The following is a 13,646-nucleotide window of genomic DNA, read 5'->3' as shown; positions in this document are numbered from 1 at the left end:
TGCTGTGACCGCGTGTGACGTTGGCGCGCACGCGGCGCAGCATCTCCCGTTAGCCTTGGAACGTGCCTCGCGACGCAGCGGCACAGACTCCCACCCCTCTTTGTCCCGTGGTCCCTCTGTGCCCGAAATCGCGCCGGCACCCACCGCCGTCCAGACGGCACCGAAGCCAACAAGGGGAACCCCATCGTGAATAAGAAACTGCTCGCCGCTCTCGCGGTCGTACCGCTCGTCGCCCTGCTCGCCGGTTGCTCCGGTGCGGCCGCCGACGAGACCGTGAAGATCGGCGTCGTCGGCGCCAGCGACCCATACTGGGCCGTCTACGAGGAAGCCGCGGCGGATGCCGGCATCACCGTCGACATCGTCGACTTCACCGAGTTCGGGCAGCCGAACCCGGCCCTGTCTGCCGGCGAGCTCGACCTGAACCAGTTCCAGCACATCGTCTACCTCGCCGAGTACAACGTGGCCAGCAAAGAAGACCTCGCGCCGGTCGGCGCCACCGCGATCTACCCGCTCGCCCTGTACTCGACCCAGTATGACGACGTCAGCAAAATCAAGAAGGGCGACACCGTCGCTGTGCCGAACGATGCCAGCAACCTGGCTCGCGCGTTGCTCGTACTGCAGTCGGCGAAGCTGATTACGCTCTCCGACGGTGGCAGCATCTACTCGACCCTCGACGATATCGATAAGAAAAAGTCCAAGGTCACCGTGACTGCGCTCGAGGCCTCGCTCACCGCCACGTCGCTTCCCGACGTCGCCGCCGCGATCATCAACAACGACTTCGTCGAGAAGGCCGGTTTGAAGGTTGAGGATGCCCTCGCCCAGGACGACCCCGCCGACCCCAACGCGCTCCCGTACGTGAACGTTTTCGCGGCCCGCGCAAAGGACAAGGACAACGCCACCTACCAGAAGCTGGTCGAAATCTACCAGACCACGAAGGCCGTTCAGGATGGCGTGATCGACGTGTCCGCCGGTTCCGCGGTGATGGTCAAGACCCCGGTCGCCGACCTCGAGGCCTCCCTCGCCACGGTCGAGAAGGACACCATAGCCCAGAGGTAGCGCCGCCCGACCTCAGCCCAGCACAGCCGCACAGTCCGGCGCCACGCCAGTCAGTAAGGACGTCCCATGCCTGCCCCCACCTCCGTTGTCGAACTGCGTGACGTGAGCAAGGTGTACCTGCCCACGACCCGGGGCGGGGCCGAGGTCGTCGCCATCGACAAGGTCAGCCTCACGATCGACGCCGGGGACGTCTACGGCATCATCGGTTATTCGGGGGCAGGCAAGAGCACCCTGGTGCGGCTTGTGAACGCTCTCGAACGGTCGACGTCGGGCGAGATCCTGATCAACGGCACCGACATCGCCCGCCTGCCCGAGCGGGAGCTGCGCCCGGTGCGGCTGGGCATCGGGATGATCTTCCAGCAGTTCAACCTTCTGGGGTCACGCTCCGTCGCGGCGAACGTCGCCTACCCGCTCGAGGTGGCCGGACAATCGAAGGAGACGCGCCGGGCCCGGGTCGCCGAGATGCTCGACTTCGTCGGGCTCGGCGACAAGGCGGGCGCCTATCCCGACCAGCTCTCCGGCGGTCAGAAGCAGCGCGTGGGCATCGCACGGGCCTTAGCCAGCCAGCCGGGCATCCTGCTCGCCGACGAGGCCACCAGCGCCCTCGACCCGGAGACCACCTCCGAGGTTCTGGACCTGCTCGGGCGGGTGAATAAGGAATTCGGGGTCACCATTATCGTGATCACGCACGAGATGGATGTCATCCAGACCCTGGCGACGAAGGTCGCCGTGATGGACCAGGGCCGGGTGATCGAGCGCGGCGACGTGTTCGACGTGTTCTCGAACCCGCAGCAGGCGGCCTCCGCCCGGTTCGTCTCGACTGTCGTCAAGGGTCTCCCTTCTTCGTCGGAACTCGCCGTGCTGCGGCGGCGTCACCCGGGCCGCCTCGTCACGCTGGCGTTCCGCGACAGCAGCGTCGATCAGGCCCGCGTGTTCGGCGAGTTCGTCTCCGCCGGCGTCACCTTCGAGGTCGTCTACGGCGGCATCAACGAGATCCAGGGCCGGTCGTTCGGACACCTGACGCTGGCACTGGCCACGCCGGGGGCGACGGATGCCGCGGCCGACGCCGCCATCGACGCCGCGCTCGACCGGGTGCGAACCCTCACGACCGTGACCGAGGTGCGCTGAGATGGACAGCCTGATCGACCTGTTGCCCGAACTCTGGATCGCCGCGGGGGAGACCCTCTACATCGTCGGCCTCACGCTCTTCTTCGGCGGGATCGGCGGCCTGCTCGTGGGCCTCGGCCTGTATCTGACCCGCGCCGGCAGCATCCTCGAGAACCGTGGGGTCTTCGTGGTGTTGAACCTGTTGGTGAACATCGTGCGGCCGATCCCGTTCATCATCTTCCTGGCCGCCGCCCAGCCGCTGGCCCGGACCGTGGTGGGAACCGGCATCGGCAACGCGGCGATTATCTTCACGATCTCGCTCGCGGCATCCTTCGCCATGGGGCGCATCGTGGAGCAGAACCTCCTCACGGTGACGCCCGGTGTGATCGAGGCGGCCCGCAGCGTGGGGGCCGGGCCGATCCGGATCATCTTCACGGTGCTGCTGCCCGAGGCGCTCGGCCCGCTCATCCTCGGCTACACCTTCATCTTCGTGGCGCTCGTGGACATGTCGGCGGTAGCCGGCTACGTCGGCGGCGGCGGCCTCGGAAACTTCGCGCTGCTCTACGGTTACCGCCAGTTCAATCCCGTGGTGACCTGGGCGGCCGTGCTGCTGATCATTGTGCTTGTGCAGCTGGTGCAGTTCCTCGGAAACTGGCTGGCCCGGAAGGCATTCCGCCGGTAAGACGACCCCCGAGTGCGGGACATCTTTCGCGCGTTCTTTCAGCGCCGGACATCCCTCGTTCACCTCCGGTTCAGGTGATGCTCCCGGACCGGACATTCGTGGGCTGGACAGTACACGCGGGGTCGGCCTATTCGAGCCGCTTACACGTCACAGTGGCCCCTTCGCTGCATCATCCTTGCCCAGGGAGTCATCTTGTCGCCGAGCCCGAGCATCGTCTTCTCGGCGTTTGAATCCGCCGCCGACCCCCGATTGCATGGATGGGTGGCTTTCCGTGAGAGCGTGCAGAATGTCGGCACTCCCGTTAGGGCGGTCGCCGTGCGTGACGGGCACCGCGCCGGTCCCTTGCTCACGGGAGCGCCGCGGCACTCCGGTATCTGGCGACTGCTCGCCTCGAACCGGCGCGAGCTCGGCCGTAGCTCCTCCGTCTACGCAACGTTCTCCAGCGCGCGAGCCCACGTCCTCGAACTCAAGGGCCAGTGCGATTCGATGGTCGCCACGGTTGTCACGGGTCCCAAGGCCGGCACACACGGGTGGGTGATCAGCGTCGGTGATGTAGTCGTGATGACTGCAGGGCGCTGGTATGGCGCGGCGTCGACCAGCCGCGAGGCCTCGGCTGGAACCATTGAGGCTTTCCACAGCGCGCTCGTCGGTGCGGACGCCCGTCATGCCACGGAGGCCGGGCAGCGCGGCAACCGGGTACTCTCCGACGAGGAACGGGCCCTGTCCTGGTGACCGTGCGCAAGCACCGCGGAACCCCCATGATCGCCACGGTTGCCGGCCTCTCCGTGGTCGGCTGGCTGGTCTTCGGCTGGCTGGTACCCGGTTTCCAGGCACCCGAGGGCGTGCGGGCGAGTCTCGCACCGGCCGCGTCGGCGGTCATCACCACCGTGCCGCCAGAGGTTGCCCGATCGCTGCCCGCGGCCGAACCAGCGCCCGCCACGCTTGCCCTGCCGACGGTTACGCCTCCGATTGATGGCAATGCGGCGCTCGCCGACCCTGCCTGGGCCACCCGCGTCGCCCAAGCGGCCGGCATCCCAGTGCGCGCCCTGCTCGGCTGTGCAGGGGCGTCCCTGGCCCTGGCGGCCGAACAACCGGGCTGCCACCTCGGTTGGAGTACCCTGGCCGCCCTCGGCAACGTCGAATCCGGTCACGGCAGCCACGACGGTTCGGCACTCGGAGCGGATGGCGCCGCCCGCCCGGGCATCTTCGGCCCCGCACTCGATGGCAGCGCTTTCGCCGCGATGAGCGACACCGATCGCGGAGTCTGGGACGGCAGCACCGAATGGGACCGCGCGGTCGGGCCCCTGCAATTCATTCCGGCAACCTGGCAGCGATGGGGCGCCGACGGCAACGGGGACGGCGTCGACGACCCGCAACAAATCGACGATGCCGCCCTCGCCGCCGGCCGCTACCTCTGCCACTACGGCGAGCTGTCCCGGCCCGATCGCTGGCGCGCCGCCGTGTTCGCGTACAACCACGTCGAATCCTATGTGAACACCGTTGCCGCGACCGCGAATACCTACGCCGCGGTGGCGGGCGCGCGGTGACGCCGTATATAAACGTAGCGAGCTAAACCGCTCGGTGGCGCACGCCACTTCGCGCTCACCGCGCGGCCGCCGTTCTCCCGTGACTCGGCTGCCGCCGTGATGCGCGCCCACGTGCGGGCGCCCTCTTCGGGGCCCCCGGTCCTGCACCGGGTGCAATCCCGCGCGCTCAACTCTCCACTACGCGTCCACCTCTAGCTGGACAAATCGACGCTCAGTGTTAACCAAGCGCCCCAAACATGTGTCTCGGACGTGCTACCTCCGCGTTCGTTCCGCTCCCCACACCCGAATGTGCAAGGACACCCATGTCGTTTTCGACCCTCTTCGACGCGCCTGCGATCGAGCCGCCAACGGTCGACCCGGCGAACCCGGACTCGTCCCCGCGCCGCTTACTGACAGCGCGTCCCTCGGTCTCGGACTCGGTGTTCCGTTCGGTGGCCTTCTTCGCCGGCTGCATCACCGTGGCGATCATGCTCGCCGTGGGCGTGTTCCTGGCGTTGCGTGCCTCGGAGGCCCTCGGCAACGCCGGGTTCAGCTTTCTGGTCGAGCAGGACTGGTCGCCGGAGTCGCAGAAATTCGGCATCGCATCCGTCTTGTTCGGCACCATCACGATCGCGGTGATCGCGATGTGCGTCGCCGTGCCGCTCGCCCTCGGCACGGCCCTGCTCATCTCCGAGGTCGCCCAGGGCCGGATGCGCTCCACGCTCGTCACGCTCGTCGACCTGATGGCCGCCGTGCCGAGCGTGGTCTTCGGCCTCTGGGGCGTCTTCTTCCTGCAGACCAACGTGATCCCGGTCGCCACCTGGATCTCCAGCTACTTCGGCTGGATCCCGCTGTTCCGGGTGGCGGACGCCAGTGGGCAAGCGCTCACCGAGGCCAGCGCGTTCACCTCCTCGGCGTTCATCGCCGGCATTGTCGTCGGCCTCATGGTGGTCCCGACCCAGACGTCGGTCATGCGCGAGGCCTTCTCCCAGGCGCCGATCGGCGAGCGCGAGGCCGCCTTCGCGCTCGGGTCGACGCGCTGGGGCATGATCCGTGCGGTCGTGCTGCCCTTCGGTCGTGGCGGCATCATCGGCGGCACCATGCTCGGCCTCGGCCGTGCTCTCGGTGAGACCATCGCCGTCTACATGATCATTTCGCCGATCTTCACGATCAACTGGGAGGTGCTGAAGACCGGCACCAACTCCGTCTCCGCGCTCATCGCCCTCCGCTACGGCGAATCCAGCTCATTCGGCCTCTCCGCGCTGATGGCAGCCGGACTCGTACTGTTCCTGATCACCCTCGTGATCAACTTCACGGCCTCGTCGATCGTGGCACGGTCTCGATCCGGGGCGGAGAGCGACTGATGACGATCACGCACGCACCCAACATCACGCACGCCGCGACCAGCACCTGCACGACGAACGACACCCACACCACGACGATCCCGGCCTACGACGGCACCCCGATCGGACCGCGACGCCGGGTGCGCGGCGCCCGGCTCGACGACCGGTTCAACGTTCTCGGTGCCGCCGCAGCCGGAATCGCCGTCGCGGTGCTCCTCTTCGGCTGGATCACTCCGCTTTCCGGCGGCGTGGGCTGGGCGCTCGTGGCGTATCTGGCGTTCCTTGGCTTCTACGCCCTGCTCGTAAGCTTCACGAGCGACGCGCAGGAGGTCAAGGACCGCGTGATGGCGGTGCTGCTATCAAGCGCCGGTGTGGTGCTCTTCGGCGCCCTGGTCTTCGTCGTGGCGTTCACTCTGATACGCGGGCGGGAAGCCCTGCCTCATCTGAACTTCTTCACCCAGAGCATGGAATTGGCCGGACCCCTCGACGGCCTCGACCTGGGCGGTATCGTGCACGCGATCCTGGGCACGCTCATGCAGATTTCGATGGCGCTGGCGGTCACGATTCCGCTCGGCATCACGACCGCCCTGTTCCTGAACGAGGTCGGTGGCCGATTCGCGAGGTTCGTGCGCACCATTTCGGATGCGATGACCGCGCTGCCGTCCATCGTGGCCGGCCTGTTCGTCTACTCGGCGATCATCGTGCTGATCACGCACCAGCGGTCGGGCTTCGCCGCGGCCATGGCGATCACCGTCATGATGCTCCCGATCGTCATCCGGGCCTCGGATATCGTGCTTCGCCTGGTCGCCGGAAACCTGCGGGAGGCCGCCTATGCCCTCGGTTCCACCCGCTGGGCCACCATCTGGTATGTCGTGCTGCCGACCGCCCGGCCCGGACTGGCAACGGCCGTGATCCTGGGCACAGCCCGCGGCATCGGCGAGACCAGCCCAGTGTTGCTCACCTCGGGTGTCACCGCGGTGACCAACCTGAACCCCTTCGCCGGCCCGATGATCTCCCTCCCGCTGCAGGTCTTCGACTTCGTCAAGTCTCCTGAGCCCACCATGATCGCCCGAGGTTTCGGCACGGCCGCCGTCCTGATCCTCCTGGTGCTCACCCTCTTCGCCATTGCTCGACTCATTGGCGGCACCGGTCCCGGCCAGTTGTCCCGTCGGCGGCAACTGCGCGTCGACGCCGCATCGGAGCGGGACCTGCAACGGATGAGCGTACGGGGTGACCTCGGTCCGGGGATCACCGGAACCAATTCAATGCTCCGGCCGACCAGTTCACCTACCGACCTCACCACGAAGGAGACGTCCTCGTGACGCCGCAAACCCGACAGATTCGCACAGTCCGAGCCTTATTCGCGCTCGTCGTTGTGCTGCTGAGCGTTTTCACGGCGCCAGCTGCCCAGGCAGTGAGTTACGACCAAATCACCGGTACCGGCTCGACCTGGTCGCAGAACGCCCTGGACCAGTGGCGCAAGAATGTTGCCAATAACTACGCGATGACGGTGAACTACTCCGGAGTCGGCTCATCGGCCGGGCGCCGTGACTTCGTCGCGGGCAACGTGGACTTCGCCGTCAGCGAGATCCCGTTCCAGACCGCCCCGGAGGACGGTTCGGCCCCCGAGGTGCCTGCCCGCGGTTACGCCTACATGCCCATCGTGGCTGGTGGCACGTCCTTCATGTACAACCTGAAAATCGGCGGCAAGCGAGTCACAAACCTTCGGCTCAGCGGAGAGGTCATCACCAAGATCTTCACCGGCGCCATCACGAAGTGGAACGACCCTGCCATCGCGACCGACAACCCCGGGCTGGCCATGCCCGACAAGGGTATCGTGCCCGTCGTTCGCTCGGACGGCTCCGGCTCCACGGCGCAATTCACACTCTGGATGTCCAAGCAGCACCCGGCCCTCTGGAATTCCTTCTGCACGAAGGTCGGCCGGTCGGCCCCCTGCGGCCTCACCTCGCAGTTCCCCACCTACGGCAACGCCAAGGCGCAAAGCGGATCCTCAGGCGTCGCCGGCTACGTGAGCCAGGACTACGGCGAGGGTGCGATCACCTACGTGGAGTACTCCTACGCCAAGAACTCCGGTTTCCCCGTCGCCAAGGTGCTCAACGCCGCGGGTTACTACACGGAACCCACGGCCAATTCCGTGGCCGTCGCACTGCTGAAGGCATCCATCAACACCACACCCGGGCCTACCTACCTCACCCAGATCCTGGACGGCGTGTACAACAACGCGGACCCCCGCACCTACCCACTCGCGAGCTACTCCTACATGATCGTGCCGACCGAAGTCGGCGGCGTCTTCACCGCCAAAAAGGGCCTGACCCTCGGTACCTTCGCACATTACATGCTCTGCGAGGGGCAGCAGCAGGCCGAAGCCCTGGGCTACTCGCCTCTGCCGATGAACCTTGTGCTGGCCGGCTTCGACCAGATCAAGCGAGTGCCAGGCGCCGATGCCAGCGGCGTCGACATCAACAAATGCAACAACCCGACATTCAAACCAGGTGACTCCCCGTCAAGCAACCTGCTGGCCACCACGGCTCTCCAGCCGGCCGCCTGCGACAAGATGGGGGCAAACCAGTGCACCACCGGCACGGCCGGGGCGCTGGCAGACACGGCCGTGTCCGGTAGCGGATCGGGTGGTGGCGCGGCCGGCTCAGCCGCCGCGACAACTGCCGGGGGAACGGCTTCGCCGGCAGGGTCCGGGGGAACAGGTGCGGTGGCGCAAGGCGGAACGGATGCGGCATCAGGCGCGGTGGCCTCGCCCGTGTACGACGAGAACGGCGCCCTTGTGTCCACGGTCGGCGCCACGGCAACCGGCGTGGTCGGCACGGCCATCGCCGCACCGTTCACGTTGGCGGAAGGCGGGTGGGGCGCCCAGCAATCGATCATGCTCGTCGCCGGGCTTCTCCTGCTGGCCGCCGCCGTGCTGCCGCCGGTGCTCGCCAACCGGTTCAAACCGCGTGTCGCGAAGGCAGAAACCAAGTGAAGCGCGTCACGTTCGCCCCGAAGAACGCGCTCTTGGCCCGCGCCGGCGCCAGCGGAATCGTCGTCGGTTTGGTGGTCGGCGTGGGTGTCGCCGCGCTCGGCTCCCTGGTTCCCTCTGCAGCATCCGCTGACACGTCGACCGCGGTCACGGTCGCGTCGAGGGGCTACGACCCGGACGTCGCCACCGCCCCCTTCCCCGACCTCAAGGTCACCGTGTCCCAGACCGAGGACCTTGTTTCCCAGGGGATCGTCGTCAACTGGAGCGGAGGCACGAAGTCCGAGCGGCCCGATGGCAGCTCGGGAGGTCAGGACTTCCTCCAGATCGCGCAGTGCTGGGGAGACGACCCGACGGATTCCAGCCGCCCGGATCGCACGACCTGCCAGTACGGCGGCTTCCCCGGCAAGGCCGCGTCCACCCGCGACACCGCGGTCAGCCAGGACCAGGTGGCCCCGCAGGACGCGCAGTACACATCTCCCGCCAACGGGTTCACCATTCCGGCGTTCACCGCGATTCCCTACCGCGCATCCACGGGCGGTTCGATCTCGTCGGTGTTCGCCGACTCGGCCAACGTTCTCACGCATTATGTCGTGGATCCCCTGACGGGCCTCGTGCAGAAGGCCACCGGTTCGCCGTCCGACACTGGGGTCACATTGCCCGACGGCATCTCCGGCGTTGACCTGGCCACCAACGAGTATTACACCCAGTACACGACGAATGAGGTGCCCTGGGCCGGATCGAGCGACAGTGGCGACGGCTCCGTCAAATTCGAGGTGCAGACCGCGATGCAGTCCCCGGGACTGGGCTGTGGCACACCCGTGACCGCCGCGGACGGCTCTGTCTCCGGAAAATCCTGCTGGCTCGTGGTCATCCCGCGCGGAAAAAGCGACGCGGGGGAGTCCTACATCACCAAGTCCGGCTTGCTGTGGGGCTCCTGGAAGCACAGCGTGGCCGTCAAGCTGGATTTCAAGCCCATTGGCCAGCGCTGCGCTATCGGCTCGACCGAGAAGCAGCTTTCCGGAAGCGAACTGGTCGCCGCGGCGATCGGGTCATGGCAACCCAAAGTGTGCACCGGTGCGACGGGTTCCTCTTTCGCGCTCAGCATCGGCAACGAGGAGGACGCGCTTGCCGCGGCGAGCCTTACGACACCCAGCCCGCTGGCTCTCACCTCACGTCCCCTGCAAACCGACAGGGTCGATCCCGTCGCATACGCACCGATCGCCCTCAGCGGCGTCGCGGTTTCGTTCTCCATCGACCGCCGGGTGAAACCGGCGGGCGCAGTTCCCCAGGAATACAAGGCCAGGAATACCGAGGCGTTCACGTCACTGAACCTCACGCCTCGCCTGGTCGCCAAGCTCCTCACTAATTCGTATCTCGACTCACTGCCTTCCGGGGCGCCGGCCACGTCGGACTCCCTCAAGTTCTTCGGCTACACCGACTCCGCGAACCCTGGCGCGAACGCGCGCAACCTCACGGTCGACCCCGATTTTCTGGCGGTCAACGACGATGAATGGAAGTACCAGGACCTGACCGGGCCGTCCCTGGGAGACATGCTCCTTCCCTCCGGGAGATCCGACGAGGCCCAGCAACTGTGGCGTTACGTCCTTTCCGACCCCGCCGCCGTCGAATTCCTGAACGGAACGCCCGACACGTGGGGAATGAAAGTCAACCCCTGGTCGTCCACCAATGCCGCTGTCAACCCGTCCGGGACGGCCATGACGATTCCCCGCACGAATTTTCCGAAGGCTGATCCACTGGAGCGGCCCGCGGCCGCTGCCGGCACCGGAACAACGGCGGTGAACCTGGTCACTTGGCGCCCCTACACCAGCGACTTCGAGAGCGGCGCGTATCTCACCCTGCGCGGCGACGGGCAGGAGCTCGGCGACTGGAACCCCACCAGCGTCCCGCCGAAGTTCGGCAAGAGCGTGCGCAGCCTGGTGGGCAACCAGCGCGTGCTTGGCGTCACCACCGCGGCCGCGGCCGCTCGCTACCAAACGGTGACGGCGTCATTGCAGAACTCAGCGGGCTCGTTCGTGGCGCCATCGCCGGAGTCCATGCTCGCGGCCTCCGCCGCCATGGTGCCGACCGGCACAAACCCCAAGGTGCTCGAATACGACCCGGCGAACCCAAGCGCCAAGGCTGCCGCCACAGCGTACCCAATGACGATGCCGGTCTATGCCGCGTTGAATCCGCTGCAAACGGATGCCGCCCAGAGGGCCATCTACGCCAACCTGATCCGGTACGCGGTGGTGGCAGGCCAGGTACCTGGGACGGAGATCGGGCAGCTGCCGCGCGGCTACACCCCGCTCCCGAAGAGCTGGGTGGACCAGGCGCTCGCCGCCGCGACCGCAATCGAACAGGGCGGCAGCCCGGTCGTCGCAATGGCCATGCCCGAGACTGCCCCTGCGGTCGACAGGCCGGCCTATGTGCCGACCCCGTCAACCTACGGTCCGGCAGAGTTCCAGGCTCAAGCCGCGCCGGTGGTGGCCGACGCCGCGGTCGACCCGGCCGCGACGGGCACCGTCGTCGACCCCTTGGTGGCGAGACCGACGCCCGCGGACCCGGTCATGGGACCGGTACGCGCGGCGGTGCCGGCCGGGCTGCTCTCCGGCCTGCTCGCCGCCTGCGGCGTCCCCTTTATTTCGCGCGTTCGGAGACGATCCTGATGCGCGCCCAACGTGACGCTTCGCGCGGGTTCCCCGCTTCGGACCGTAGCGCTGAGACAAGAGGGACCCATCCGGATCCGTCTCCTGCATCACCCACGAAAGGCACCCCAGTGAACACCAAGAAGGCTCTTGCGCTCTGCGCAACTGTCGGCGTGGCCATCTCCGGCCTTGTCATCGTCAGCCCGGCTAACGCCGAGCCCGTCTCGAACAGCTACTCCATCGTCGGCTCCGACACCCTCGAGGACGTCGTCAGCGCCCTGGCCAACGGTTCGGGCCTTTCGGGCGCGTCGGTTCGTTCGACAGCCAACGGAAACAGCATCGGCTCGTTCGACGCGACCGGCACCCCGTTCATCACGACGAAGTCCTCCGGTGTGCGTTTCGGTCGCCCGAATGGCTCAAGCGACGGGCGCACGGCCCTTCTCCGTTCCATTGACGGCGCCCCGTACACGTCCGGAACCGTCGGCGCGCCCGCGGGCGTCGTCATCACGGGGCAGATCGACATCGCCCGTTCGTCCGGATCAGGCACGGTCGACCCGGCAGGTAGCCTGATTCAGGTGCCTTTCGGTCGCGACGCGATCGCTTACGCGTATGACAGCGCTTCGACGGCAGCCGGCATCGGTACCATCGACACCGCGACCATGACGAGTCTTTACACCTGCAGCGTCACCACCCTCGGCGGAGTGAAGGTCACACCGGTCATCCCGCAGGCCGGTTCCGGAACGCGCAAGGACTTCATGTCCAAAATCGGCGTCACGGATTCGACCCTGGGTTCGTGTGTCACCGTGGGTCAGGAGCACGACGCCTCTGACCTGAATATCAACACTGTCGCGCCTATGTCGGTGTCCCGCTGGGTCGCCATGAACACTGGTGCGAGCTTCCCCAAGAAGAAGGACACCACGGTCCTGGGCTCCCTGGTCGCAGGCACCACCCCCGTGACAGGCACCGGCACCTCGATGGCCCCGGTGGCCGCCTACTACGCCGACTCTCGTTGGGGACGCGACACGTACCTCGTTGTGCAGTACGCACGAGTTGACCCGACGAATGCCGCATATGACTCGACTCTGGCCGACCTGCTCGATCCGACAAAAAGCGCCAGCCTGACGAACTCCCAGACGACTTTTGCCGCCAAAGCCGGTTCGTTGAAGAAAAAATTCGGCATTCTCGCACCCTCGACCACCACCGCCGTTCGAATCTCCAAGTGACCTTCGCCCAAGAACAGGACTGTAAATAAATGAAGATCAACAAGAAGTCGCGTCTCGTCGCCGCCGGCGTCGTTTCGCTCGCTCTGGTCGCCGGAGCCACGGCCGCGGCGACTGCCGCGACAGCCGCAACGCAGACGAATGGTTCTGCCGCTCCCGTTTACATGTACGACACGGATGCCGTCCAGAAGTCGGACGGCTACGTCTGGGGCTGGAAGGAGGACCTCTTCGGCTCCTCCACTCAGGGCGACATCAACGGCGAGTTCACCTGCCCGGCGAACTCAACGAATATCTTCGCCTTCCTGGCCACCCCCGGAACCGAAAACACCGTCCTCACCTGGAAGGCGTACGCGCCCCTCGCGTTCAACGGAGCGACACGCAACGTGCTCAACCCGACCCTCGCGCCGATCTCGCTCATCAATAACTCCCAGACTGCGGCCAGGAACGCCGGCGGCAACTACAGCCTGGGCCTCGCGTGCACGATGAACTCTGGTGTCACAGTGACCGCCGCCTTCTACCGTACGATCAGCGTCGTTCCGGTCACCGGCGCCTTCACGTTCCTGCCGCAGGCCGATGTGCCGGTGACGCCGACGCCGACTCCGACTCCGACTCCGACGCCGACTCCGACGCCGACCGCGACTTCGACGCCGACCGCGACTTCGACGCCGACCGCGACGCCGACGCCGACTGTGACGCCAACGCCGACCGCGACGCCGGCTGCGGTTCCTGCTGTGACGCCGGGCCTCAACTCCGGCTCGTCGGGCAACCCGGCGTCTGGCTCGTCAGAGCGCGTTGCCGCAGCGACGAAGGCCGACAAGGAGCTCGCGTCGACCGGAACCGCCAACACCCTTCCGCTGCTGGCTTCGGGCATGCTCGCCCTCGCGGCCGGGGCCGGCGTGATTATCGCGCGTCGCTTCCGCCGCGCTGACAAGTAGGCAGCACACCGTACGTCCGAAGGCCACGGGACGAGTTGTCCCGTGGCCTTCGGACGTTCGTCGGCGTCTATGCGTCTGTTGAGTCGATGCATTGGTGCTCGCGGGCGAGATCGCGTTTCCCCGTCGTTTGCTCTGCG

At 66.8% G+C, this 13,646-nt stretch carries 11 protein-coding genes; all 11 read left to right on the top strand.

The annotated features are described in order from the left end of the window. Window positions 1-186 precede the first annotated feature (186 nt). The 11 genes from E3O54_RS12680 to E3O54_RS12630 all read left to right on the top strand — a co-directional run bounded on the left by E3O54_RS12680 (window position 187) and on the right by E3O54_RS12630 (window position 13,509). Window positions 187-1,056 (top strand): MetQ/NlpA family ABC transporter substrate-binding protein, encoded by an 870-nt coding sequence (locus E3O54_RS12680; RefSeq protein ID WP_134343499.1) that lies wholly within the window; start codon window positions 187-189, stop codon window positions 1,054-1,056. 66 nt (window positions 1,057-1,122) lie between these two features. Beyond that, window positions 1,123-2,184 carry a methionine ABC transporter ATP-binding protein gene (locus E3O54_RS12675; protein ID WP_134374554.1) on the top strand — a complete coding sequence of 354 codons (1,062 nt, stop codon included), beginning with the start codon at window positions 1,123-1,125 and terminating at the stop codon, window positions 2,182-2,184. Between the two features lies 1 nt (window position 2,185). Next, a complete protein-coding gene (locus tag E3O54_RS12670) occupies window positions 2,186-2,845 on the top strand; it encodes a methionine ABC transporter permease (RefSeq protein ID WP_104100811.1) in 660 nt (219 codons plus the stop codon). Between the two features lie 261 nt (window positions 2,846-3,106). Then, window positions 3,107-3,577, top strand: coding sequence for a hypothetical protein (locus E3O54_RS12665; protein ID WP_134343497.1), 471 nt, complete (start codon window positions 3,107-3,109; stop codon window positions 3,575-3,577). Window positions 3,578-3,603: 26 nt separating this feature from the next. Further along, window positions 3,604-4,392 carry a lytic transglycosylase domain-containing protein gene (locus tag E3O54_RS12660; protein WP_134401736.1) on the top strand — a complete coding sequence of 263 codons (789 nt, stop codon included), beginning with the start codon at window positions 3,604-3,606 and terminating at the stop codon, window positions 4,390-4,392. A gap of 302 nt (window positions 4,393-4,694) precedes the next feature. Further along, on the top strand, window positions 4,695-5,735 hold the full coding sequence (gene pstC / locus E3O54_RS12655) for a phosphate ABC transporter permease subunit PstC (protein ID WP_134401721.1): 1,041 nt from the start codon (window positions 4,695-4,697) through the stop codon (window positions 5,733-5,735). Continuing rightward, window positions 5,735-7,036, top strand: a complete 1,302-nt coding sequence (gene pstA / locus E3O54_RS12650) for a phosphate ABC transporter permease PstA (protein ID WP_134401720.1) — start codon at window positions 5,735-5,737, stop codon at window positions 7,034-7,036. The genes pstC and pstA overlap by 1 nt, the downstream gene beginning before the upstream one ends. Continuing rightward, window positions 7,033-8,712 carry a phosphate ABC transporter substrate-binding protein PstS gene (pstS, locus tag E3O54_RS12645; protein ID WP_166805254.1) on the top strand — a complete coding sequence of 560 codons (1,680 nt, stop codon included), beginning with the start codon at window positions 7,033-7,035 and terminating at the stop codon, window positions 8,710-8,712. The genes pstA and pstS overlap by 4 nt, the downstream gene beginning before the upstream one ends. Further along, window positions 8,709-11,375 (top strand): hypothetical protein, encoded by a 2,667-nt coding sequence (locus E3O54_RS12640; RefSeq protein ID WP_134401719.1) that lies wholly within the window; start codon window positions 8,709-8,711, stop codon window positions 11,373-11,375. Before pstS ends, E3O54_RS12640 begins: the two co-directional genes overlap by 4 nt. A gap of 110 nt (window positions 11,376-11,485) precedes the next feature. Further along, entirely contained in the window at window positions 11,486-12,577 is a 1,092-nt protein-coding gene (locus E3O54_RS12635) for a hypothetical protein (RefSeq protein WP_134401718.1), read from the top strand. Window positions 12,578-12,606: 29 nt separating this feature from the next. After that, complete coding sequence (locus E3O54_RS12630; RefSeq protein ID WP_134401717.1) at window positions 12,607-13,509, top strand: LPXTG cell wall anchor domain-containing protein; 903 nt, start codon at window positions 12,607-12,609, stop codon at window positions 13,507-13,509. Window positions 13,510-13,646: the final 137 nt, after the last annotated feature.

The organism is Cryobacterium sp. TMT2-4, assembly GCF_004402575.1.
GTDB classification, from domain to species: Bacteria; Actinomycetota; Actinomycetes; order Actinomycetales; family Microbacteriaceae; genus Cryobacterium; species Cryobacterium sandaracinum.
Note: the sequence above shows the minus strand (reverse complement) of the source record. Positions and strands in the feature narration are given on the sequence as shown.

What these genes read in the sequence shown, in the direction of transcription:
- E3O54_RS12670 (WP_104100811.1), top strand. Translation starts at nt 2,186, where the DNA reads ATGGACAGCCTGATCGACCTGTTGCCCGAACTCTGGATCGCCGCGGGG.
- pstA (WP_134401720.1), top strand. Translation starts at nt 5,735, where the DNA reads ATGACGATCACGCACGCACCCAACATCACGCACGCCGCGACCAGCACC.
- E3O54_RS12660 (WP_134401736.1), top strand. Translation starts at nt 3,604, where the DNA reads ATGATCGCCACGGTTGCCGGCCTCTCCGTGGTCGGCTGGCTGGTCTTC.
- E3O54_RS12630 (WP_134401717.1), top strand. Translation starts at nt 12,607, where the DNA reads ATGAAGATCAACAAGAAGTCGCGTCTCGTCGCCGCCGGCGTCGTTTCG.
- pstC (WP_134401721.1), top strand. Translation starts at nt 4,695, where the DNA reads ATGTCGTTTTCGACCCTCTTCGACGCGCCTGCGATCGAGCCGCCAACG.
- E3O54_RS12675 (WP_134374554.1), top strand. Translation starts at nt 1,123, where the DNA reads ATGCCTGCCCCCACCTCCGTTGTCGAACTGCGTGACGTGAGCAAGGTG.